Genomic DNA, 21,069 nt, shown 5'->3' on the forward strand with positions numbered 1-21,069 from the left:
GGCCTCAGTTGCCGAAGAGGCGATTGCGGAGGGCGATGGTGGTCTGGTAAACGGCGCGCATGCGGCCGTCCTCGGGCGCGGTGAATGTCACGCCCATCGAGGTCAGTACCGCATTCTGGTCGGCCTGAGGGGCTGCCGAGGGATCGGGACTGGCCATCACCAGGCCCATCTGCACGGCGCCCACGCGCCGCCAGGCGTTGATGTTGGGATTGGCCGATGCCTGCACGGTGGCAGCGGTACCCTGGCGATCAATGAAGCCGGTCGGGTAGGCACTGGTCAGGCGACGATCCTGGCCGTACAGCAGCTGCATGTTCTCCACACCCTCCACCAGGGCCTCCGGCGCGCCGGCGACCAGCGCACCGTTGGGCGTGGCGTTGAAACGCACACGGTACAGTGAGGAACGTGCGCTGGCAGCGTCGTAGCCCACGTAGTACACAGCGCTTTCCGCACGATGCAGCATCGCCTGGCCTGCGGTCACCGGACGGATGAAGTTGCTCGCATTGTTCGGTGCATCGCCGAAGGTGATCGTGCCCCCTGCCTTGTCGATGCTGCGCGCCTGGAAAACGGTGGCACTGGCGCAGTCGGCAGCGCCGTACAGCCCGGAATCGGCAACGCCACTCTGCAGCACGGCGAGTCGCGCCTTGTCGAAACTGAAAACCGGCTGCGCGACGGTACCGCCGGAAGCCGTGACCGGCACGCCGTCCGGCATCAGGTATCGCAGGGCGACGATGTCGCTGCCGTTGACCCGGTTGGGCAGCGCCGCAGCGAATTCATCGGGCAATGCAGGCGTGTACGCGGTGCCGCCCGTCGCCGGAGTGGCCGGCAGCGTCACCGCATCGCCGGGTGCCGTATCGGTCGCCTCGTAGCCCTGGATGGATCGCTGGAAGTCCAGCGCCGGATGAGGCGTGGCCGCGAACGTCGTAAACAGCGAGACGCCATCCGGCGACTGCCGGGCCTGATCGTTGACGCAGCCGAAATGACCTGCCATGCGCAGTTCGCGCTGCAGGGTATCCATGGCGAAGCGACTGTTCTCCTGCACGCGCGCCAGGCCATCGGACAGCTGATAGGCAGCACGCGAGGCCGCGAACACCTGGACGACACCGAGCATGACGATCACGCCAATGGTCAGCGCGATCATCAGTTCGACCATGGACAGGCCGGCCATGCGCCGGGCCGGGGAAGGCACGCGCATCACAGGCGGCTCCCGGCACTGAAGGTGGTATCGCTGGCGTCGGCGTTCCAGCGCTCGTCACCCCACGTCACGCTGACCGTGTACTGGGTGCCGGCACGTGCGACCTTGGCCGTGGCCCCATCCCCCAGGGCCTTGCCGAGACGGCAGGTCCAGTCCAGGGTGAACGCGTCCTTGCCGATGTCGTTGCCGACCGGTGGCAGGCAGTTCTTGGCCGCGGTGGTCGCGGTGTAGTCGCCCACGTAGGACGGTGCCATCGAGCGGTTCATCCGCAGCTGATCAAGCATTTCGTAGGTCAGGTTGGTCGCCTGGGTGCGATAGTTGGCGCTCTGCACGAAGCGCACGTTCATCGTCTGCAGCAGTGCGAAACCCAGCAAACCGACCCCCAGCACCAGGATCGCGATCAATACCTCGATCAGGCTGAAGCCGCCCTGTGCGTTGCGCGGGGAACGGAAACGGGGCGTTCTCACTTGCAGTCCTCCTTCAACAGACGCACCTGCCCGGTCGGGGACAGGCGAAGCGTGCGCTGCAGCGGCTGCTTGCCGCAGTTTTCCGGGCGCAGCGTCAGGTCGAGCGTGGCATTAGCGCGATTGCGGCCCCGCGGGTCGAAACTCACCGACAGGTCGGGCGTACCGACGGCGACCAGCGCCGAACGTCCGGGGCTGTAGCGCAGGACGGTTTCGCCGGCACTGAGCGCGCCGTCGCCGTTGCTGTCTGCCCAGACCAGCCAGCCATCGGTCCAGCTGTCGCCATCACAGGACGTGCCTCCGGCAGAGGCACACACCCCGCCGCCCCTGCGGTTCTTCACCGCTTCACTGCGGGCCAGCGCCATCGACGCGATGAGGTCATTGCTGGTGGTGGCGATGCGGTTGGAGCGGATGGTGCTCTGGAAGCTCGGAAACGCGATCGTCGCCAGCACGCCCAGCACGACCACCGCGATCATCAACTCAACCAGCGTGAAGCCGTTCTGCCGGCGCAAAGACATGTGGACGCTCCCCAGCGTATTGATCGCCACCATGGGCCATCACCCTGCCGCCAGCAAGCGGCGGCAGGATGAACGGTCAATCCGGGGCGACGGGCGTCAAACGCTTGACGAACCGCCCTTCCCCACCGCTGCCGGCGCGATCCCCATCGCGCCGGCACGGTCTCAGGCCAGCACCTGGTAACAGGGCTGGTACTCGCCGGAGATCTTCATCCGGCGCTGCTCGACGAAGGCGCGCAGCAGCGCGTCCAGGGCCTGCATCATGTCCGGGTCACCGTGGATCTGGAACGGCCCGAACTGCTCGATGCGGCGCATGCCATCCTCCTTCACATTGCCGGCAACGATGCCGGAGAAGGCACGACGCAGGTCCGCCGCAAGGGCATGCGGCGCACGCCCATGGTGCAGATCCAGTGCAGCCATGGCCTCATGCGTCGGCACGAAGGGCTGCTGGTACTCCCACGGAATCTCGATGGACCAGTTGAAGAAGAACGAATCCTTCTGCGCCAGGCGATGCTCGCGCACGCGCTTGATACCGGCGGACATCTTCTTGGCCACGGCAACCGGGTCGCCGATGATGATCTCGTAACGCTCTGCGGCGGCATCGCCCAGGGTCAGCCGGATGAAGCGGTCGATCTGTTCGAAATACGGCGCAGCCACGGTCGGGCCGGTCAGGATCAGAGGGAACGGCAGGTCCTTGTTCTCGTCGCGCAGCAGGATACCGAGCAGGTACAGGATCTCCTCGGCGGTGCCGACACCACCGGCAAACACAATGATGCCGTGACCGATGCGGACGAACGCCTCCAGGCGCTTCTCGATGTCCGGCATGATCACCAGATGGTTGACGATCGGGTTGGGCGATTCCGCGGCGATGATGCCCGGCTCGGTCAGGCCGATGTAGCGCGTCACCGTCTTGCGCTGCTTGGCGTGGGCGATCGTGGCCCCCTTCATCGGGCCCTTCATCGCACCCGGTCCGCAACCGGTGCAGATGTCCAAGCCGCGCAGGCCCAGCTCGTAGCCCACCTGCTTGGTGTACAGGTATTCATCGCGCGAGATCGAGTGACCGCCCCAGCAGACCACCAGGTTCGGGTCACCGGGGTTGAGGATGCGGGCGTTGCGCAGCAGGCCGAACACCGCATTGGTGATGCCTTCGGAAGACTCCAGTTCGGCCGCGTAGGCCGGGCCCATTTCGATGGCCATGTACGCGAGGTCGCGGACCACGGCAAACAGCAGCTCGGCCACGCCGCGGATGATTTCGCCATCGACGAAGGCCATCGCCGGCGCGTTGACCAGGTCGATGCGCACACCGCGATCCTGCTGCGCGACCTGGATGTCGAAGTCGGGATAGAGATCGCGCGCCGCGCGCGGATCATCCGACGCACTGCCGCTGGTCAGCACAGCCAGCGCGCAGCGGCGCAGCAGCTCGTGCATGCCGCCGCCGGAGGCGTCGCGCAGGCGCGCCACTTCTGCCCGCGACAGCACATCCAGCCCCCCGCGCGGGTAGATCCGCGCGTCCTGTACCGGCAGCGCACGGGCCGCCTTTTCGTTCGTGGTCATATCCAACGTTTCGCTTCCTTCAAGGTTTCCGACTGTACTGCCGCCCCCTTAAAAAGCAAAACGGCCGGGAATCCCGACCGTTGGATATGTGCTGACCGCGTTCGCCATTCCGGGACCGCATCTGCGGCATCGGCGCCGCGCACGAACCCGGATGCTACGCCGATGTCGTGGCCACTGCAAGAACTTTCACCCGAACGGGAAACGGCCGGGTTACCCCGGCCGTTTCCGTCTACTGCGTGATGTTCCGACGGATCAGAACTTGTACTTCAGGGTCAGCTGCATCGACCAGCGCGACACGCCAGTGTTGCCCTTGTCGTTGTTGTTTTCCTGGATGGTCGGAGTATCGGTAGAACCGGTGAAGTTGTAGATGTACTTGCCGGTGGCCGGATCGATACCTGCATAGCTGGCGACGCGGGCGGTCGAATTGAAGCCGTAATCATTGATGCGGCCCCACTTCTTGTTGAGCAGGTTGCCGACGTTCATCACGTCGAGTGCCAACTCACCCTTGTGCTCCTTCACGAAGCCCGGGAACTCCTGCGAAATGCGCAGATCGAAGGTATTCACGAAGCCGGTGCGGAAAGCATTGGCCGGGGCAATCTGGCCCTGGTACTTCTCCAGCTGCGGGTTCGCCGCCAGCCAGGCGAAGAAGGCCTTCTCCATCTCCGCGCCGCCGGTGAACTTGACGTCACCTGCGCCGTTCGGCACGTAGAACAGGTCGTTGAAGTAGCCGGCACCAGTGGTGGCAGCGGCATCGCCGTTCAGATCGTTGTAGTAGATGTAGCTGAAGGGACGACCCGAGCGGCCTTCATAGAACAGGCCGACGCTGGTGTTGTAGTCGCCGAAGAACGCCTTCTTCCAGTTGATCGAAGCGGTCACGCGGTCCTTGATCGCATAGCGCGAATCATATGCCACGTTCTCGTTGGCAGTGCCGATCAGGGTGCTGCCCCAGTTGGAGGTGTTCTGCGAGCTGGTCAGCGGGCTGACTTCCTTAGCCGCGGTGTAGGTGTAGGCCAGCGACCAACCCCAGTTCTCGGTCAGCGGCTTGTTCAGGCCGACGGTGAACTGACGGCTGCTTCCCTTATCGGTATTGCGGAGCAGCATGACGTCGCCCATGTTGCCCGGGCGGTTCGCCTTGCCCTGGGCGCCGTTGGTGCCGTTACGGATCGAGCAGTTCGCGCCAGCGCACGGAGCGTACCCGGCATCGTTCCAGTACAGCTCACGCCCATCCTGACCGATGCGGGTAGCACCATTGCCGTTGGCGGCATACAGATCCAAGCGCTCAAAGTACAGCGCGTCGTTGACCTTGGTGTACAGGAATTCGGCCGATGCCACGATGCCGTACCACGGCAGTTCGTGGTCGAAGGCGATGTTGGACTTCCAGACCGACGGCATCTTCAGACCCGGCTCGATCACGTCCACATTGTCGCGACCGGTCACGGTGGCGTTCGGGATGTACGGCGGATCGACGTTCGGGGTGAAGATCGCACCTGGATTATTCAGGGTGTACTCGGTGTAGTTCAGACCGGTGTTCTGATAAGCACCCGCCAGCCACACATTGGGGGCAGCACCGCCGAACATGCCCACGCCGCCGCGCAGCTGGGTCGGACGCTCGCTGTCGAAGGTGTAGTTGAAGCCGAAGCGCGGCTGCACCAGCTTGTCATCCGGCAGCACGGTGTTGTCGTAGCCGTAGGTCGACATGACGCGCGGGTTGTACAGCTTCTGGCTGCTGAAGTCCGGCATGTCGACGCGCACGCCGAGCTGCAGGGTCAGGTTGCTGTTGACCGCCCAGCTGTCCTGCACGAACACACCAGTGTTCTTCAGGGTGAACTTGGCCGGGATGTCGCTGTAGCTGCCACCTGCCTGCGGAGCACGCACGATGTACTGGCTCGGAGTGCCGGCGGCGAAGGCGTCCAGGTTGTTGAAGACGTACACGCCGTTGAGGTTACGACCGTAGTAGTTCATCAGGTCGTTGTCGGAATAGTCGAAACCGAACTTCACGGTGTGATCGCCGACGTACCAGGTGGCCGCACCGAAGGCACTCAGCTCCTTCGATTCAACGATGTTGACGTGCGAATTCTGCTCGGTACCGAAGTACAGCGAGTCGTTGCCGCTGGCACCGAAACCACGGACCTGGATCTGCGGCAGGCTCGAAGCGGTGGCACGGATCGCCGAGTAGTCCTTGTGCGAGACCTTGAACTCGGTCGAGAAGTTCTCGGACCAGTCGCTGAACAGTTCGCCCATCCAGGATTCATAGGTCTTCGGCTGCTGGTACCAGAAGCTGCTCAGCGAGATGGCGCTCGAACTGATCTGCGGGAAGCGGACCACGTTCTGTTCCATCTTGTTGTAGCGGACAGCAGCACGATGGTTCTCGCTGATGTTCCAGTCGATCTTCAGCGCGTACTCTTCGATCTCGGTCTTGTTGGCCGGCGGGTTCAGCGAACCAGCGTCGAAGCCGTAGCCGCTCGCGATCTGCTGCGCACGGGTGATGTCGGCATCGGTGATGGTGCCCTTGCCGTACGGCGAATCAGACAGCGCCACGCCCGGAGCCGAGCGCTCCATTTTTTCGTAGTTGGCGAAGAAGAACAGCTTGTCCTTGACGATCGGGCCGCCCAGGGTCATGCCGTAGGTCTTCTCATCGTCGAAGCCGTTGAAGCGGACGCCGTCCAGTTCCTTGCGGACCATATCCTTGTCGCGGTACGCGTAGTACACGGTGCCGCCGAGATTGTTGGTACCCGACTTGGTCACGGCGTTGATCACCGCGCCCGTACCACCGGCAATGGTGGTGTCGTAGTTCGCAACGTCGATGTTGATTTCCTGGATGGCGTCCATCGACACCGGCTGACGCTCGGTCGGCAGGTTGTTGGATTCCAGACCGAACGGATCGGCGGCACTGATGCCGTCGATGCGGATCGCGTTGTAACGCGTGTTCTGGCCACCCACCGAAATCGCACCGTCAGCCTTGCTGACCTGCGAGATGCGCGGATCCAGGCGAATGTAGTCCTGGATGTTGCGGTTGGCCGACGGCAGCGCATCGATGGTTTCGCGCGCCACGTTGGTACCGGTGCCCATCTTGTAGGCACTGAACAGGTCGGAACCACCCGCCACCGCCACAACCTGCACGGCGTCCAGGTTCGTGGCGGCCACATCGCCGGTCAGGTTGGCGTTGATGGTGTTGACCTGGTTCAGGTTCAGGTAGACACCCTCTTCGGTCTTGGTGCCTTCACCCGGCTTGGTGATGGTGATGGTGTACGGACCACCCACGCGCAGACCGCGCGCGGCATAGCGACCCGACGCATCGGTCGTGGCGCGCGAAACGGTGCCCGACTCGGTGTGGGTGATGGTGACTTCAGCACCGGCGACAGGCTGGCCTGCGGCGGACACGACCTGGCCGCCGACACCTGCAGAGGTGCTCTGGGCGAAGGCGGGAGCGGCAGCAAGTGCGGCCACGAGACCAAGGGTGAGCTTGGACATCCGGAGTGGGTGGGTCATCTAGGGTAGCCTCGATACGAGTTGGCGATGGCGGAAAAAAGACGCATCCAAGCGGCCTTGCGGGTGGCCGACTGGACAGTGATCTGGGGTTCCCGACCGTGTTGGCTGAAGGCAGCCATAACGGTTAACACTAGATTAACACGCTACGCCATCAATGTGACGGTTGTGCGACAAACGGCACCGGATCGCAACGCAATCATGACGGGATCTTCATCCCGCCTTACGTCGCCCTTCACTCTGCCGGGCGAGCGCTGCCTGCATCCAGGATCTGCCCCCGCCAGGCCGAGCCGGCACTGGACAGCAGGGTCACGGCCGCGGCCGCGGCGGCCTCGGGCCCCTGCGCAGCCGGGTCCTGGTCGATCGAGTAGGCGCGGGCGCGCAGGGCCGTGCGCAGGGGCCCCGGGTACAGGCCGCTGACCCGGACCGGACTGCGGCCCAGCTCATCATGAAGGCTGGCGATCAGGCCGCGCAGGCCATGCTGGGCGGCGCCATAGCCTCCCCAGTAGGCCTGCCCCACCCGTTCCGGGTCATCGACCGTGAACACCAGCGCCGCATCCTCGCGCTGGCGCAGCAGCGGCAGGCAGGCCTGCGCCAGCCAGGCGGGTGCGGTCAGGGTGACGTGGACGGCGCGGGCGAAACTTGCCGGGTCGGCCAGTTCGAACGGGGTCAAGCCCGGAAAGTGGGCGGCGCAGACAAGTAGCCCGTCCAGTCGCCCCAGCTCCGTCTGCAGCGCCTGGGCGAGGTCGGCGTAGTCATCGGGACCGGCCCCTTCCAGATCCAGCGGATACAGCAGGGGCTCGGGACCGGCTGCCTGCACCTGGGCGTAGACCCGGTCCAGCCGGCGCGGCTTGCGCCCCAGCAGGACCACGGTCGCGCCTGCGCTGGCGGCGGCCACTGCGGCGGCACTTCCGAGGCCACCACCGGCACCGGCCACAAGCACCACGCGGTCCTGCAACGGGCGGCCATCGAGCGCCCCGTTGGTCGGTGACGTCGATGGCGGCGCACTCATCCCAGGGTCGCCTCTTCGACGATGCGCTTGAGCTCGCCGGATTCGAACAGCTCCATGATGATGTCGCAGCCGCCGATCAACTCCCCGTTGATGAACAGCTGCGGAAACGTCGGCAGGTTGGAGAAACGCGGCAGGTTCGCGCGGATTTCCGGCTCCTCCAGCACATTGACGGTGCGCAGGGAGACGGCGCCGGCAGCCATCAGCGCCTGTACGGCGCGGCTGGAGAAGCCGCACGTCGGGTATTGCGGGGTGCCCTTCATGAACAGCACGAGCGGGTAACGATCGACCTCGGCCTGGATTTGCTGCATTACCGCCACAACCACACTCCTTGCTTCGCCGGACAAACCGACCGCGATGGTCGGCTAGACTGCCCAAGGTAGCCGCCATTGTAAGCGGATGGAACCGGCTGCCGCCGCCCCTCTGGCCACGAACCTGTCCATGCCCGTCGAACTGCCTGCCCTGCCCTACCTGTCCGGCTCCCTGCAGCCCCATCTTTCCGCGCAGACCGTGGAACTGCATCACGGCGAGCACCATCGTGCCTATGTCGATGCGGTCAATGCCGGCATCCGCGGCACCGAATGGGAAGAGGCCTCGCTGGAGGAGATCGTCCGTCATGCCCAGGGCGCCCTGTTCGACGCCGCGGCCCAGGCCTGGAACCACGGCTTCTATTGGCAGTGCCTGCGCCCGCGCGGCGGCGGTGAGCCACAGGGACGGCTGGGCGAGCTGGTCAAGCGCCAGTTCGGCGACGTGCAGCGCCTGCGCGAGGAGTTCAACCGTACCGCGCTGGGCCTGTTCGGCTCCGGCTGGGTGTGGCTGGTGCAGCATCCCGGCGGCCAGCTTGGCATCCAGGCCACCCGCAACGCCGGCACCCCGCTGACCGGCGACAGCACGCCGCTGCTGTGCTGCGACGTGTGGGAACACGCGTACTACACCGACTACCAGAACGACCGCACGCGCTACCTGGAGGCATTCTGGCAGCTGGTCAACTGGGAATTCGCCGAGAGCCGGCTGCGCTGAGAACATCCGCCGGGCGTGGCCCGGCAGCACCGGGCCATGCCTGGCGACACGGCGGGCATCAGGCGCTCTCGTGCGCCGCCACCGCATCCATGACCCGGGCCGAGTACACCAGTGCCGCGCCCGCGTTGAGCGAAACCGCCACCCCGAGCGCCTCGGCGATCTCCTCGCGGCTGGCGCCCTGCTTGAGCGCGGCATCGACGTGCACCGTGATGCAGCCGTCGCAACGGGTGGTCACGGCGACCGCCAGCGCGATCAGCTCGCGGGTTTTTGCATCGAGATGATTGGTCTGGGCACCGGCATTGGCCAGAGTGGCGTAGCCCTTGATGGTATCCGGCGAGAGCTTGCCGATCTCGCCGATACGGCCCTTCAGTTCCTTGCGGTATTCGTTCCAGTCGAGCATGACGATGACTCCGGGAAAAGAAGCCTCACGCTATCACCCTGGACGACGCGCCGATGCGTGCATCGGCGCGCCACAGCGTTGCGCTTCTGCGTCGCGGTCAACCGCGCAGGGACCGCACGGCCGGTTCAACCTGCAGCTGGCGCCCCAGCGCCTCGCCCACCTGTTCCAGCGCCGAGGCCAGTGCGCCGGCCTGCTCGTCGCGCAGCGTGGCGTGGCCCACCTTGCGGCCTTCGCGGGGCTGCTTTCCATAGTCGTGCCAGTGGCCGCCGGCCTGGGCCAGCACCGGCGCCGGGTCCGGCATCTCGCCCAGCCAGTTGAGCATGCAGGCGTGGCCGAGCATGCGGGTACTGCCCAGCGGCAGGCCCAGCACGGCGCGAAGATGATTCTCGAACTGCGAGGTCTCGCTGCCTTCGATGGTCCAATGGCCGGAGTTGTGCACGCGCGGCGCCATCTCATTGGCCAGCAGTTCGCCGTCGCGGCAGAACAGCTCCAGGGCGAACACGCCCACGTACTGCAGATGCTCGGCCAGCCGACGGGCATAGCCGATGGCGGCATCCTGTTCGGCAGCCGACAGCACGGCAGGCGCCACACTGGCCGAAAGCACGCCATCCACATGCCAGTTGCCGGTCACCGGCCAGGCCTGGAAACCGCCGTCACGACCGCGCACGGCCACCACGCTGACCTCGCGCTGGAAAGCCACAAAGCCCTCCAGGATCAGGCCGGTGTGCTCGACCTGGGCGCCCAGGGCCTGCCAGGCAGCGTCGATGTCAGCTTCGCTGCGCAACCGGAACTGGCCCTTGCCGTCATAGCCGAGGCGACGGGTCTTGAGGATGCACGGCAGGCCGAACGCGGCCGCCTTCGCGGCGAGCTCCTCGCGGCTGCGGATATCGGCGAACGGCGGCAGCGGAATGCCCAGCTGCTGGAACAGCGTCTTCTCGCTCAGGCGGTCCTGCGCTACAGCCAGCGCTGCGGGCGGCGGATACACCGGCACCCGCTCGGCCAGCCACTGCGCACTGTCCGCGGGCACATTCTCGAAGTCGAACGTCACTACATCGACTTTGGCGGCGAAGTCCGCCAGCGCCTGGCGGTCATCGAAGGCACCGACGGTGAGCGGTGCCAGCGGCCCGCTGCAGGCGTCCGCCGCCGGATCGTACAGTTCGAAGCGCAGTCCCAGCGGCGCACCGGCCAGGACCATCATGCGGGCCAGCTGGCCGCCGCCGAGGATGCCGACAGTCAGGTTCATTGGCGCGGGTCGTCGTGGGCCATCACATCTTCGGTCTGGCGCGTGCGGAAGGCATCCAGCGCCTGGCCGATGGCCGGCTGGTCGCTGGCCAGCATCGCGGCGGCGAACAGCGCGGCGTTGGAGGCACCCGCATTGCCGATGGCGAAGGTAGCCACCGGAATGCCGGCCGGCATCTGCACGATCGACAGCAGCGAGTCCATGCCATTGAGCGCCTTGGACTGCACCGGCACGCCCAGCACCGGAACCGCGGTCTTGGCCGCGATCATGCCCGGCAGATGCGCGGCACCGCCGGCGCCAGCGATGATCGCGCGCAGGCCACGTCCGCCCGCCTGTTCGGCATAGCTGAACAACACATCCGGCGTCCGATGGGCGGACACCACCTTCACTTCAAACGGAACACCCAGGGCCTCAAGCTTCTGGGCGGCGTGCTGCATGGTTTCCCAGTCGGAGCGGGAACCCATGACGATGCCGACGAGCGGCGCGTTCGGATTGGGGGTCATTGGCCGTCACCTGCCTTAAAGACGTATTCTAGCCGTCTTCCACGCAAGACGAAGAACCATGGATCGCAAGCTGCTCGACCTGCTGGTGTCGCCGGACACCCGCCAGCCCTTGTCCCTGCTGGATGGCAAGGGCCTGGAAGCCCTCAACAAGGCGATTTCCGCCGGCGCGGTGAACAAGGCCGACGGCAACCCGCTGGCACAGCCGCTGCGCGAGGCCTTGGTCACCCGTGACCGCAAGCAGGTGTTCCGGGTCGACGACGGCATCCCGGTGCTGCTGGCCGAGGAGGCCATTCCAACCGCGCAGATCGCTGACTTCCCGGCCGCATGAGCATGCTGCCGACGCCGGATGCGGCCGTCGTCGCCGCCGATGTCGCCCGCGCGCTGGCGGAGGATCTGGGCAGCGGCGACGTCACCGCCGCCCTGCTGCCCGACCAGACTGACAGCGCCTACCTGCTGTGCAAACAGGATGCGGTGATTGCCGGCCGGCCGTGGTTCGATGCCACCCACCGCGCGCTCGACCCGGACGTGCGCATCGAATGGCGCATCGCCGAAGGCGAGTCCGTCACTGCCGGTACGGTACTTGCGCTGCTGCACGGCCGCAGCCGCAGCCTGGTCAGCGCCGAGCGCACGTCGCTGAACTTCCTGCAGACCCTGTCCGGCACCGCTACCACCACGGCGCGCTACGTGGCCGCCGTGGCCGGCACCGGCACGCGCATTCTCGACACCCGCAAGACCCTGCCCGGCCTGCGCCTTGCACAGAAATACGCAGTGCGCTGCGGAGGCGGGGAAAACCATCGTTTCGGCCTGTACGACACGGTGATGCTGAAAGAAAACCATATCCGTGCCGCCGGTTCGCTGGCCGCTGCGGTGGCGGCCGCGCGTCGGCAATGGCCACGGTTGCCACTGGTGGTCGAGGTCGAAGACCTGACCCAGCTCCGTCAGGCGCTGGAGTCCGGCTGCGAGCGCATCCTGCTCGATGATTTCAGCCCCGACCTGCGCCGTGAAGCCGTACGCATCACCGCCGGCCGCATTCCGCTGGAGGTGTCCGGCAGCGTCGGCCTTGGCGGCCTGCGCTCGATCGCGGAGGACGGCGTGGACTGCATCTCCATCGGCGGCCTGACCAAGCATGTACAGGCCATCGATCTGTCACTGAAGCTGGGCCCACCGCCGGGTTGAGGCCCGGTAACGCCTGACGCAACCGCGTTGCCCGCCGGGCATGGCCCGGCGCTACCGGACGCGTCATGCACTGGGGAGCGCCCGGCCATGACCGGCCGACATTGACGGATCCACCCAGCGTTCACGACGGCGCTGCGACGCTGCGCGCATCCCCCACTGGAGCCGCGCATGCGCCGGATGCTGTTGCCTGCCTGTCTGCTGCTCGCGTCAATGCCCTTGTCCGCCGCAGCGGCCGAGGCCTGTGATGTCCCGCCGCGCTTCGGCCTGAGCCCCTTGGCCATTGCCATCCGCAACGCGGCGTGCAACGAGCATCGGCTGTGGTTCCGCCCCTTCATCGACCGCGATGGCCGCGCCGCCAGCCTCAGCGTCACGGAAGCCGAGAACGAGCATCTGGCCGACAACGGCCTGATTGCCTGGCAGCGCGTCTCCCACTACTGGCGTGACAGCGGCACGCTCAACGCCATGGGCAGCATCGCCGGTGCCAGCAGTTGTGCCGCACCACTGGGCTCGCGCTATACCGACAGCGACTGCCGTGCCTTCCTGATCGACAATCCCTGGTCGGCTGCCTTCATTTCCTGGGTGATGGTGCGTGCCGGTGTCCCCGGCTTCAACACCTCGCCGCGCCACATCGACTACATCCGTGCTGCCTACCAGGGTGGCCCTTCCGGCGTGCCTTACCGGCTGGCCGATCCAGCCACGGCTAAGCCGGCCCCCGGTGATCTTCTGTGCTTCCTGCGCGACCGCAGCACCACGCTCAGCTACAGCGGACTGGTACAGGCGCTTGGCAATGGCTCGGTCGGCCATTGGAAGTCGCACTGCGAAGTGGTGGTCGCGGCCAATCTCGGCGGTGACCAGACCTTGTACCTGGTAGGCGGCAACGTCATGAACACCGTGGCGATGCGGCTGCTGCCGCTGGATCGGACCGGACTGATCCAGTTGCCTGCGGCCCGCGAACGCGACAGCACCGGCATCGAGCCCAGCTGCACGCCGGGGCGCGAGGACGAATGCAGTTTCAACCGCCAGGACTGGGCCGCACTGCTGCAGCTGACTGCGACCGCGCCGTTGATCGCACCGGCACCGGCAGCGGCAACGCCACCGATGACCACAGCGCCCGCAGTGCAGCCGGCTTCCGGTGATCCGCAGCGGATGAACTGAATCTTCTGCTTGATCCAGCAGGCATTCGCCGCCATCTTTGCCGCATCGACACCTGACGCCCTGGAACCATGCCCACCCTGCTGCTGTTGCTGATTGCCGGCGCCATCGTCTACTTCTTCTGGAACGCTGCCCGCTCCGCCGCCGAGCGCGCGGTCGAGCTGGGACGCAATGCCTGCCGCGCCGCCAATGTGCAGTGGCTGGACCAGGCGGTGCATGCCACCGGCCTGCGCCTGTCGCGCGGCGAGGATGGCCGGCTCGGTTTCGAGCGCACCTTCAAGTTCGAATATTCCTACGATGGCATCGATCGCCATGTGGGCCGGATGGTGCTGCGCGGCGATCAGCTGGTGTCGTTCACCGGCCCGGGCGCGGCGCGGATCAGCCAGATCCGGCCGGATGTGGACGATGCCGAGGATGTCTGATCCCGGACATCCACGCGTGGCGTGGATCTTCCTGATCCGGGATCGGTAGCGCCGGGCCATGCCCGGCGACCAGGTCTGTAGAACGGCAAGGCGCAAAGTTGCGCTGGACGCTCCTGCTACTTGACCACGCGCAGGTTCGGCCGGCCCTTCGGCGGCGGTCCTGCCGGCGGCGTATCCTCCGGCGGCGTGTCGTCGTCATGCAGCACTTCGTCGCCGGTCGACGCCGGTTCGCTGCCCGGAATGTCATCCGGCAGTGCCATGCCCTGCCCGGTCTCGCGGGCGTAGACGGCCAGCACGGCGCTGATCGGCACCTGCACCGGGTAGCTGGTACCGGAGAAGCGCGCCGAGAAGCTCACCATCTCGTTGTCGATCATCAGGCGCACTACCGCGCGTTCGGCGATGTTGAGCACCACTCTGCCATCCTTGACCGCCGAAGGCGGCACCTGCACGCCGGGGACGCCGGCGTCGACCAGGATGTGCGGGGTCAGCTGGTTGTCATTGATCCATTCCACCAGTGCCCGCAGCAGGTACGGGCGGTGGCTGGTCATGTGGAAGAAGTCTTCGGTCATGCGTGAAGTGTACGCGCCCGACGCCCCGACCGGGGCGGATCGCCTGCACGCCGGTCGGCGTGCAGACGGGAAAGCAGCGGCCGGCTCAGACGGGCAGGTCGCGCAGCTTCTTTTCCTGCTCGGTCAGGCTGCGCACGAACCCCGGGTGGCGGAAGATGCGGTTGCCGTAATCCTCGATGGCCTTGCCGTCCTTCGGCAACGCCACATCCAGTGACTGCAGGCGCCAGATGATCGGCGCCATCGCGCAGTCGGCCAGGCTCATTTCCGGGTTCAGGAAGAACTTGCTGGCCTTGAACAGCGGCAGCGACGCGGTCAGCAACTCCTTCAAGCGCTTGCGCCCGGCCTCGGCCTGGGTCTTGTTGCCCAGCTGGATGGCCTGCACCTGCGGCACCCAGTCGTGCTCGATGCGCAGCATCGCCAGGCGGATGCGTGCGCGTGACAGCGGATCGACCGGCATCAGCGGCGGATGCGGATAGCGCTCATCAAGGTATTCGCTCACCACCGAAGCGGCGTACAGCACCAGTTCGCGCTCGACCAGGGTCGGCACCGAATGGTACGGATTGAGGTCGATCAGGTCTTCGGGCGGATTCTGCGGATCGACCGCAACGAAATCGAACGTCACACCCTTGGCCGCAAGGACCAGGCGCACACGGTGGCACAGTACATCGTCGTTCGAGGAAAACAGCGTCAGTGTATTGCGCATGCGTACGCTCGCCGCCATCAAAGGCTCTCCTACGACAGGAGACCGCCTGCCGCATCGGCGCCGCCAGCACCGTGCCAGCGGTCGACTTCTCCCCGAGTGTGCAACCGACCATCACAAAAGCCAATAGGCCCAGCCAACGGCCGGCGGCAGAATCAGTGAACGTCCTTCCAGTATTCCTTCTTCAGCAGGTACACCAGGAAGGTCAACAGGGCCAGGAACAGGATCACCCACACGCCCAGCTGCTGCCGCTTGAGCGCGGCCGGTTCGCCGGCGTATTCGAGGAAGTTGGTGATGTCCCGCACGGCCTGGTCGTACTGGCCGGCATCAACCGAGCCGGGGCTGTCGATGCGCAGCCCGGTCACCGGCGGGTCCATGCCTGGCCCTTCGGCCTTGCCGTGCACGGCATGCTGCAGGCCCTGCATTTCCCAGAGCGGGTTGGGCATGGAGGCGTTGGCGAACAACGCGTTGTTCCAGCCCAGCGGGCGGCTGCTGTCGAGATAGAACGACTTGAGGTAGGTGTAGACCCAGTCGCTGCCCCGCACACGCGAGATCAGGCTCAGGTCCGGCGGCATCTTGCCGAACCACTTCTCGGCCTGCTCCTTGGGCATCGCCACCGGCACCGGATCGCCGATTGCCGCACCGGTGAAGTTGAGGTTGTTCATCACCTCTTCCTCGGTCAGCCCCAGGTCCTGCGCCATCCGCGAGTAGCGCAGGTACTTCAGCGCGTGGCAGCTGGAGCAGTAGTTCATGTACAGCTGCGCGCCGCGCTGCAGCGATGCGCGGTCACCGAGGTCGTTGCCGGCCTGCAGCAGCTTGGTGCCGCCTTCGGCAGCGGTGGCCAGGAAACTGCCCAGCATCAGGGCGGCCGCGAGGGCCAGCCGGACCATCCAGCGCTCAGTCATGCGTGGTCACCCTCTCCGGTACCGGCTTGGTCTTGTCCAGCCTTGTCCATAGCGGCATGGTGATGAAGAACGCGAAGTACAGGAAGGTCAGCACCCGCCCGATGTAGGTCTCGTGCACGTCCGTACCCGGACCGGAACCGATCACGCCCAGCCACACGAAGCACACGGCCAGCATGCCCAGCATCACCTTCGAGATCCAGCCGCGGTAGCGCACCGACTTCACCCGCGCCTTGTCCAGCCAGGGCACCAGGAACAGGATGGCGATCGCCGAGAACATCACCAGCACGCCACCGAGCTTGTTCGGCACCACGCGCAGCATCGCGTAGTACGGGGTGTAGTACCACACCGGTTTGATGTGTTCCGGGGTCACCAGCCGGTTGGCCTCGGTGAAGTTGTCGTGCTCCAGGAACAGGCCACCAAAGCCGGGGGCGAAGAAGATGATGAAGGCGGCGATGATCAGCAGGAAGCCGGCGCCGACGCCATCCTTGAGCGTGTAGTAAGGATGGAAGGGAATGCCATCGGCCGGTGCATTGGGCGACCAGCGGTTGCCCTTGGGCCCCTTCTTGATCTCCACGCCATCCGGGTTGTTGGACCCCACTTCATGCAGCGCGCCCAGGTGCAGCACCACCAGCAGCAGCAGCACCAGAGGCAGTGCGATCACGTGCAGCGCGAAGAAGCGGTTGAGCGTGGCATCGCTGGGCAGGTAATCGCCCATGATCCACTCGGTCAGGCCATTGCCGATCACCGGAATCGCGCCGAACAGCGAGATGATCACCTTGGCGCCCCAGAACGACATCTGGCCCCACGGCAGCACGTAGCCCATGAAGGCCTCGGCCATCAGCACCAGGTAGATCAGCATGCCCAGGATCCACACCAGCTCGCGCGGTTTCTGGTAACTGCCATACAGCAGCCCGCGGAACATGTGCAGGTAGACCACGATGAAGAACAGCGATGCACCGGTGGAGTGCATGTAACGGATCAGCCAGCCCCACTCGACATCACGCATGATGTATTCGATGGAGCCGAAGGCCTCCGCCGCGCTGGTCTTGTAGTGCATCGTCAGGAAGATGCCGGTGACGATCTGGTTGACCAGCACCAGCAGCGCCAGTGAACCGAAGTAGTACCAGATGTTGAAGTTCTTCGGCGCGTAGTACTCGCTGACGTGCTTGCGGTAGATCGGCATCAGCCCCGGCGCGCGGGCGTTGACCCAGTCGGCGACGCCTGTCGCGGTACGGCTCAGGATATTGGCCATCAGGCTGCCCCCTCCGGATCGACACCGATGATGAGCGTGTTGTCGTCCTGGTAGTGGTGCGGTGGCACCAGCAGGTTGATCGGCGCCGGCACGTCCTTGAAGACGCGGCCGGACATGTCGAAGCGCGACTTGTGGCAGGGGCAGAAGTAGCCGCCCTTCCACTGCGGGTCATACGGTTCGGGGCGGATCTCGGCCACCATCTCCGGCGAGCAGCCCAGATGCGTGCACAGGCCGACCAGTACCGACACATCGGGCTTGATCGAGCGCAGCTCGGGATTCTGCTTGAGCACGTAGGCGGGCTGCTGGTCCTTCTCGCCGGACTCCGGGTCCTTGAGGCGGTCGTCGAGCCCATGCAGCGCGTCGAGGATCGCCTTGGACCGTTTGACGATCCAGATGGGCTGGCCGCGCCATTCCACGATCAGGCGCTGGCCTTCCTGCAGGGCACTGATATCGGCCACCACCGGTGCTCCCGCGAGCTTCGCGCGGGCACTGGGGTTCCACGATTTGATGAAAGGAACTGCGGTGAATCCGACGCCGACGGCGCCAACCACGGCTGTGGTGGCAGTAAGAAAACGCCGACGTCCGGTATTGACTGGATCGTGTACCCCATCGTTGGCCATCCGGCACTCCGATATTGATTAGGTAGCTTTAAGGCTGCCAGCGGTCTGGTGGGGGCCAGAGCCGCATTGAATCATGGGCGAGTGTAGCGGAACCGTTACGCGCCACACAACGCATTGCAACAACTCTTTGTACCGTGTGCCGACCGGCAGCCGGCGATGGGCCGTCAGTCGGCACCGGCACCGGCCGGACTACTGGTGACTCAAGGCAGTGCGGTAACGCTCGGCCAGCTGGCCCACCCGACGCACGTAGTACTGGGTTTCACTGTAAGGCGGCACGCCACCGTGGCGGTCGACCGCACCTTCCCCGGCGTTGTAACCGGCGGCGGCCAGGGTGAGGTTGCCGTTGAATCGCTTCAGCAGCCACGACAGGTACTGCACCCCGCCACGGATGTTCTGGCCCGCATCGTAGGAATCACTGACCCCGAAGCGCGCGGCAGTCGGCGGCATCAGCTGCATCAGGCCCTGCGCACCGGCGCGGCTGAGTGCGGTCGGATTGTAGGCCGACTCGGCATGGATGATCGCCCGGACCACCGCCTCCTCCACGCCGAACTCGCGCGCGGCCGAAGCGATCTCGGTCTGGAAGGCCGTCGTGTTCAGACGCACGGTGCCGAAGTCCACGCGCGGGTTGGCCCCACAGGCGTAGCAGCGCTCCATGAAGCTGTAGCGGATGGTGCGCACCGGCCCCAGGTGGGCAACCTGGCTGGGCCGCGCACTGGTGTAGTGGCGCACCCCATCCTTCATATAGGAATAGACCTGGCCACTGACCATGCGCGCGGTGCGGGGCGTGCCGGCAGCAACCGCCGGAGTCGAAGCAGGCGCCGGTGCAGCCGGCACGGGCACGGCGGCACTGGCGGCCACCGCCACCGGATTGCGCTCGATGCTGGCCACGGTGGCCGGCACAGGCCTGGCAACAGTCGCTGCCGGGCGGGCCGGGCGGGCGGCCTCCCGGCTGTAGCTGATGGTGCTGCATTGGGCACCGGCCACACGCTTGCTCACATAGCTGGTGACCCCGTCTGCCCCCTGGCACTTGTACAGGGTGCCGGCGCTGGCCGGCGCAGCGGTCAGCGCAGCGATGATGATCGCCGTTGTCCCCAGTCTCCCCTTCATGGCCGCGAGTGTCCCAGCTTCGCCCCGCGTTGCCAAGCTGTGCGGCTCAGCCTGTGACGTCAGGCACAGCCAGCAGCTGCGCCAGCCCGCCCAGGCGCTGCGCCAGTTCCTGGCGCAGCGCCGGCGGCGTGGTCCACAGCTCCAGCGGCACCCGGTCGAGGCTGAGAATCTGCGCCAGCATCATGCCGCGGCTTTCCGCGCCCATGCGCAGCAGGCAGTGATCGGCACCATCGGCTTCGAGCACGCCACACCAGGGGGGAATGCGACCTTCCAGCTCGGTGTGGCTGCCGGCCAGGCGCAGCACCGCCTGCAGCGCGAACGGCGCCTGGCTGACCGCCTGCCGCACCATCACATCGGGCGGTGCGGGCGTGCGCCGATGCAGGCCGGGCTCGGCCAGTGCGCGCACCGCGCCCATCCGGTCCACCCGCAACGTGCGCCAGTCCTGGCGGCCCAGATCCCAGGCCAGCAGGTACCAGCGACGTCCGTAGTTGACCAGATGCTGGGCCTCGACCTCGCGCTGGGTCACCGCGTCCTGCGCGCTGCGGTACTCGAAGGCCAGCCGGGTTGCCTGGCGGCAATGCTGGGCCAGGCGCCCCAGCAGACGTGCATCGGTGGAAGGCAGATCCGACAGCGTCGCGGTGGCGGCGTGCACCTCGCCAGCCTGCTGGCGGCGGCGGGTCGGCACCAGTGGGTCGAGCTTGGACAGCAGACCGCGCGCGGTCTCGTCGATGCCGGCCACCGTGGCCGAGGCCGCACGCAGGGCGATGGCCAGGGTCGTCGCCTCCTCTTCGTCCAGCAGCATCGGCAGTACCGGTGCGCCCGCCCCCAGCTGATAGCCGCCCCCTACCCCGGCCGATGCCCTGACCGGATAGCCCAGCTCACGAAGGCGCTCGATGTCGCGGCGGATGCTGCGCCGGTCCACCCCCATGCGCTCGGCCAGTTCAGCCCCCGACCACTGTCGGCGGGCCTGCAGCAGGGCGATCAGGCGGAGCAGGCGATGAGCAGTATGGCGCATGAGAGATCGAGGACAGAAGTCGTCCGCAATAGTGCCCCAGCATGGGCCCCAGTTCACCCCTCTGCTGCAAGGAGCACTGCCATGACGTCCCGCCAGATCACCCTCTATCACGCTGCCCGTTCACGCTCGAGCGGCGCCGTGGCCCTGCTTGAAGCCCTGGGTGCCGACTACCGCCTGCATGTGCTGGACCTGAAAGCCGGCGCCAACCTGGCCCCGGCCTACCTGGCCATCAACCCGATGGGCAAAGTGCCGGCGATCCTCCATGAGGGCGCGCTGGTGACCGAGCAGGTGGCGATCTACCTGTACCTGGCCGATCTCTACCCCGAAGCCGGCCTGGCGCCGCCGATCGGCTCGCCGCTGCGCGGCCCCTACCTGCGCTGGATGGCGTTCTACGGCGCCTGTTTCGAGCCGGCGATGATCGACCGCGCGATGCGCCGCGACCCGCCCCCGCAGTCGATGTCGCCCTACAACGACGCCGAAACCGTCCTGCAGGTGATCGAGGCGCAGCTGGCGCAGGGGCCTTACCTGCTGGGTGAGGAAATGAGCGCCGCCGACGTGCTGTGGGGCAATGCCCTGAAATGGACCACCGACTTCGGGCTGGTGCAGCCCGCCCCCGCCACGGCGGACTATATCGCCCGGATGGGCGCACTGACGGCCTTCGACCGGTCGCGGCAGATCGACGCGGAGCTGATCGCGGCGTAAGGGCGCCCGCCGGGCACGGCCCGGCGCTACCGGGCGCGGCAGGGGCCGTGCCCCATGAGCGTGCAC

Annotated in this window: 23 protein-coding genes; 6 read left to right on the forward strand and 17 right to left on the reverse strand. The window is 66.3% G+C overall.

Annotated elements, in window-relative coordinates; translation table 11 throughout:
* Nucleotides 1-4: 4 nt before the first annotated feature.
* From AC5P76_RS05410 to grxD, 7 genes are all read right to left on the reverse strand, one after another.
* Complete coding sequence (locus AC5P76_RS05410) at nt 5-1,192, reverse strand: PilW family protein (protein ID WP_253119583.1); 1,188 nt, start codon at nt 1,190-1,192, stop codon at nt 5-7.
* Nucleotides 1,192-1,659 (reverse strand): type IV pilus modification protein PilV, encoded by a 468-nt coding sequence (gene pilV / locus AC5P76_RS05415; RefSeq protein WP_053516615.1) that lies wholly within the window; start codon nt 1,657-1,659, stop codon nt 1,192-1,194. Before pilV ends, AC5P76_RS05410 begins: the two co-directional genes overlap by 1 nt.
* Nucleotides 1,656-2,174: a GspH/FimT family pseudopilin gene (locus AC5P76_RS05420; RefSeq protein WP_065175926.1), complete on the reverse strand. Its 519-nt coding sequence runs from the start codon at nt 2,172-2,174 to the stop codon at nt 1,656-1,658. Before AC5P76_RS05420 ends, pilV begins: the two co-directional genes overlap by 4 nt.
* A gap of 162 nt (nt 2,175-2,336) precedes the next feature.
* On the reverse strand, nt 2,337-3,725 hold the full coding sequence (ppnN, locus tag AC5P76_RS05425) for a nucleotide 5'-monophosphate nucleosidase PpnN (RefSeq protein ID WP_253119581.1): 1,389 nt from the start codon (nt 3,723-3,725) through the stop codon (nt 2,337-2,339).
* A 252-nt stretch (nt 3,726-3,977) separates the two neighbouring features.
* Nucleotides 3,978-7,214, reverse strand: a complete 3,237-nt coding sequence (locus AC5P76_RS05430) for a TonB-dependent receptor (RefSeq protein ID WP_253119579.1) — start codon at nt 7,212-7,214, stop codon at nt 3,978-3,980.
* Between the two features lie 232 nt (nt 7,215-7,446).
* Nucleotides 7,447-8,223, reverse strand: coding sequence for an SDR family NAD(P)-dependent oxidoreductase (locus AC5P76_RS05435; protein ID WP_111186040.1), 777 nt, complete (start codon nt 8,221-8,223; stop codon nt 7,447-7,449).
* The gene (gene grxD, locus AC5P76_RS05440; RefSeq protein ID WP_053516610.1) at nt 8,220-8,540 is read right to left on the reverse strand and encodes a Grx4 family monothiol glutaredoxin; all 321 of its coding nucleotides are present in this window, start codon (nt 8,538-8,540) and stop codon (nt 8,220-8,222) included. The genes AC5P76_RS05435 and grxD overlap by 4 nt, the downstream gene beginning before the upstream one ends.
* Before the next feature lie 121 nt (nt 8,541-8,661).
* Between grxD and AC5P76_RS05445 the strand changes: the two genes are divergently transcribed.
* Nucleotides 8,662-9,240, forward strand: a complete 579-nt coding sequence (locus AC5P76_RS05445) for a superoxide dismutase (RefSeq protein ID WP_065175925.1) — start codon at nt 8,662-8,664, stop codon at nt 9,238-9,240.
* A gap of 58 nt (nt 9,241-9,298) precedes the next feature.
* Here the strand turns inward: AC5P76_RS05445 and AC5P76_RS05450 are convergent, their stop codons facing one another.
* From AC5P76_RS05450 to purE, 3 genes are all read right to left on the reverse strand, one after another.
* Nucleotides 9,299-9,640, reverse strand: a complete 342-nt coding sequence (locus tag AC5P76_RS05450; RefSeq protein WP_065175859.1) for a carboxymuconolactone decarboxylase family protein — start codon at nt 9,638-9,640, stop codon at nt 9,299-9,301.
* Nucleotides 9,641-9,737: 97 nt separating this feature from the next.
* Nucleotides 9,738-10,883, reverse strand: a complete 1,146-nt coding sequence (locus AC5P76_RS05455) for a 5-(carboxyamino)imidazole ribonucleotide synthase (RefSeq protein WP_262218352.1) — start codon at nt 10,881-10,883, stop codon at nt 9,738-9,740.
* Nucleotides 10,880-11,383 (reverse strand): 5-(carboxyamino)imidazole ribonucleotide mutase, encoded by a 504-nt coding sequence (gene purE / locus AC5P76_RS05460; RefSeq protein WP_053516607.1) that lies wholly within the window; start codon nt 11,381-11,383, stop codon nt 10,880-10,882. The genes AC5P76_RS05455 and purE overlap by 4 nt, the downstream gene beginning before the upstream one ends.
* Nucleotides 11,384-11,441: 58 nt before the next feature.
* Between purE and AC5P76_RS05465 the strand changes: the two genes are divergently transcribed.
* The 4 genes from AC5P76_RS05465 to AC5P76_RS05480 all read left to right on the forward strand — a co-directional run bounded on the left by AC5P76_RS05465 (nt 11,442) and on the right by AC5P76_RS05480 (nt 14,133).
* Entirely contained in the window at nt 11,442-11,711 is a 270-nt protein-coding gene (locus tag AC5P76_RS05465; RefSeq protein ID WP_005408847.1) for a Trm112 family protein, read from the forward strand.
* On the forward strand, nt 11,708-12,559 hold the full coding sequence (nadC, locus tag AC5P76_RS05470) for a carboxylating nicotinate-nucleotide diphosphorylase (protein ID WP_065181227.1): 852 nt from the start codon (nt 11,708-11,710) through the stop codon (nt 12,557-12,559). The genes AC5P76_RS05465 and nadC overlap by 4 nt, the downstream gene beginning before the upstream one ends.
* Nucleotides 12,560-12,727: 168 nt before the next feature.
* Nucleotides 12,728-13,714 (forward strand): DUF2272 domain-containing protein, encoded by a 987-nt coding sequence (locus AC5P76_RS05475; protein ID WP_053516604.1) that lies wholly within the window; start codon nt 12,728-12,730, stop codon nt 13,712-13,714.
* Nucleotides 13,715-13,782: 68 nt separating this feature from the next.
* A complete protein-coding gene (locus tag AC5P76_RS05480; protein ID WP_053516603.1) occupies nt 13,783-14,133 on the forward strand; it encodes a DUF3301 domain-containing protein in 351 nt (116 codons plus the stop codon).
* A gap of 116 nt (nt 14,134-14,249) precedes the next feature.
* Here AC5P76_RS05480 and AC5P76_RS05485 read toward each other — a convergent pair whose 3' ends face one another.
* The 7 genes from AC5P76_RS05485 to AC5P76_RS05515 form a co-directional block, all read right to left on the reverse strand.
* Nucleotides 14,250-14,702 carry a ClpXP protease specificity-enhancing factor gene (locus tag AC5P76_RS05485; protein ID WP_053516602.1) on the reverse strand — a complete coding sequence of 151 codons (453 nt, stop codon included), beginning with the start codon at nt 14,700-14,702 and terminating at the stop codon, nt 14,250-14,252.
* An 85-nt stretch (nt 14,703-14,787) separates the two neighbouring features.
* A complete protein-coding gene (locus tag AC5P76_RS05490; protein ID WP_279941790.1) occupies nt 14,788-15,423 on the reverse strand; it encodes a glutathione S-transferase N-terminal domain-containing protein in 636 nt (211 codons plus the stop codon).
* A gap of 134 nt (nt 15,424-15,557) precedes the next feature.
* Complete coding sequence (locus tag AC5P76_RS05495; protein WP_053516600.1) at nt 15,558-16,307, reverse strand: cytochrome c1; 750 nt, start codon at nt 16,305-16,307, stop codon at nt 15,558-15,560.
* Entirely contained in the window at nt 16,300-17,559 is a 1,260-nt protein-coding gene (locus tag AC5P76_RS05500; RefSeq protein ID WP_053516598.1) for a cytochrome b, read from the reverse strand. The genes AC5P76_RS05495 and AC5P76_RS05500 overlap by 8 nt, the downstream gene beginning before the upstream one ends.
* Nucleotides 17,559-18,179: a ubiquinol-cytochrome c reductase iron-sulfur subunit gene (gene petA, locus AC5P76_RS05505; RefSeq protein ID WP_053516597.1), complete on the reverse strand. Its 621-nt coding sequence runs from the start codon at nt 18,177-18,179 to the stop codon at nt 17,559-17,561. Before petA ends, AC5P76_RS05500 begins: the two co-directional genes overlap by 1 nt.
* A 189-nt stretch (nt 18,180-18,368) precedes the next feature.
* The gene (locus AC5P76_RS05510; RefSeq protein ID WP_253119571.1) at nt 18,369-19,286 is read right to left on the reverse strand and encodes a lytic transglycosylase domain-containing protein; all 918 of its coding nucleotides are present in this window, start codon (nt 19,284-19,286) and stop codon (nt 18,369-18,371) included.
* 46 nt (nt 19,287-19,332) lie between these two features.
* Nucleotides 19,333-20,301, reverse strand: a complete 969-nt coding sequence (locus AC5P76_RS05515) for a helix-turn-helix transcriptional regulator (protein WP_253161718.1) — start codon at nt 20,299-20,301, stop codon at nt 19,333-19,335.
* An 81-nt stretch (nt 20,302-20,382) separates the two neighbouring features.
* Between AC5P76_RS05515 and AC5P76_RS05520 the strand changes: the two genes are divergently transcribed.
* Complete coding sequence (locus AC5P76_RS05520; RefSeq protein WP_065176221.1) at nt 20,383-21,003, forward strand: glutathione S-transferase family protein; 621 nt, start codon at nt 20,383-20,385, stop codon at nt 21,001-21,003.
* Nucleotides 21,004-21,069 lie beyond the last annotated feature (66 nt).

It is taken from the genome of Stenotrophomonas sp. YJH_SMC_36 (assembly GCF_059369935.1).

What these genes read in the sequence shown, in the direction of transcription:
- ppnN (WP_253119581.1), bottom strand. Translation starts at nt 3,725, where the DNA reads ATGACCACGAACGAAAAGGCGGCCCGTGCGCTGCCGGTACAGGACGCG.
- AC5P76_RS05500 (WP_053516598.1), bottom strand. Translation starts at nt 17,559, where the DNA reads ATGGCCAATATCCTGAGCCGTACCGCGACAGGCGTCGCCGACTGGGTC.
- AC5P76_RS05420 (WP_065175926.1), bottom strand. Translation starts at nt 2,174, where the DNA reads ATGTCTTTGCGCCGGCAGAACGGCTTCACGCTGGTTGAGTTGATGATC.
- AC5P76_RS05475 (WP_053516604.1), top strand. Translation starts at nt 12,728, where the DNA reads ATGCGCCGGATGCTGTTGCCTGCCTGTCTGCTGCTCGCGTCAATGCCC.
- purE (WP_053516607.1), bottom strand. Translation starts at nt 11,383, where the DNA reads ATGACCCCCAATCCGAACGCGCCGCTCGTCGGCATCGTCATGGGTTCC.
- AC5P76_RS05485 (WP_053516602.1), bottom strand. Translation starts at nt 14,702, where the DNA reads ATGACCGAAGACTTCTTCCACATGACCAGCCACCGCCCGTACCTGCTG.
- AC5P76_RS05510 (WP_253119571.1), bottom strand. Translation starts at nt 19,286, where the DNA reads ATGAAGGGGAGACTGGGGACAACGGCGATCATCATCGCTGCGCTGACC.
- AC5P76_RS05455 (WP_262218352.1), bottom strand. Translation starts at nt 10,883, where the DNA reads ATGAACCTGACTGTCGGCATCCTCGGCGGCGGCCAGCTGGCCCGCATG.
- AC5P76_RS05450 (WP_065175859.1), bottom strand. Translation starts at nt 9,640, where the DNA reads ATGCTCGACTGGAACGAATACCGCAAGGAACTGAAGGGCCGTATCGGC.
- AC5P76_RS05445 (WP_065175925.1), top strand. Translation starts at nt 8,662, where the DNA reads ATGCCCGTCGAACTGCCTGCCCTGCCCTACCTGTCCGGCTCCCTGCAG.
- AC5P76_RS05410 (WP_253119583.1), bottom strand. Translation starts at nt 1,192, where the DNA reads ATGCGCGTGCCTTCCCCGGCCCGGCGCATGGCCGGCCTGTCCATGGTC.
- AC5P76_RS05495 (WP_053516600.1), bottom strand. Translation starts at nt 16,307, where the DNA reads ATGACTGAGCGCTGGATGGTCCGGCTGGCCCTCGCGGCCGCCCTGATG.
- AC5P76_RS05515 (WP_253161718.1), bottom strand. Translation starts at nt 20,301, where the DNA reads ATGCGCCATACTGCTCATCGCCTGCTCCGCCTGATCGCCCTGCTGCAG.
- AC5P76_RS05480 (WP_053516603.1), top strand. Translation starts at nt 13,783, where the DNA reads ATGCCCACCCTGCTGCTGTTGCTGATTGCCGGCGCCATCGTCTACTTC.
- AC5P76_RS05465 (WP_005408847.1), top strand. Translation starts at nt 11,442, where the DNA reads ATGGATCGCAAGCTGCTCGACCTGCTGGTGTCGCCGGACACCCGCCAG.
- AC5P76_RS05435 (WP_111186040.1), bottom strand. Translation starts at nt 8,223, where the DNA reads ATGAGTGCGCCGCCATCGACGTCACCGACCAACGGGGCGCTCGATGGC.
- petA (WP_053516597.1), bottom strand. Translation starts at nt 18,179, where the DNA reads ATGGCCAACGATGGGGTACACGATCCAGTCAATACCGGACGTCGGCGT.
- nadC (WP_065181227.1), top strand. Translation starts at nt 11,708, where the DNA reads ATGAGCATGCTGCCGACGCCGGATGCGGCCGTCGTCGCCGCCGATGTC.
- AC5P76_RS05520 (WP_065176221.1), top strand. Translation starts at nt 20,383, where the DNA reads ATGACGTCCCGCCAGATCACCCTCTATCACGCTGCCCGTTCACGCTCG.
- AC5P76_RS05490 (WP_279941790.1), bottom strand. Translation starts at nt 15,423, where the DNA reads ATGGCGGCGAGCGTACGCATGCGCAATACACTGACGCTGTTTTCCTCG.
- AC5P76_RS05430 (WP_253119579.1), bottom strand. Translation starts at nt 7,214, where the DNA reads ATGACCCACCCACTCCGGATGTCCAAGCTCACCCTTGGTCTCGTGGCC.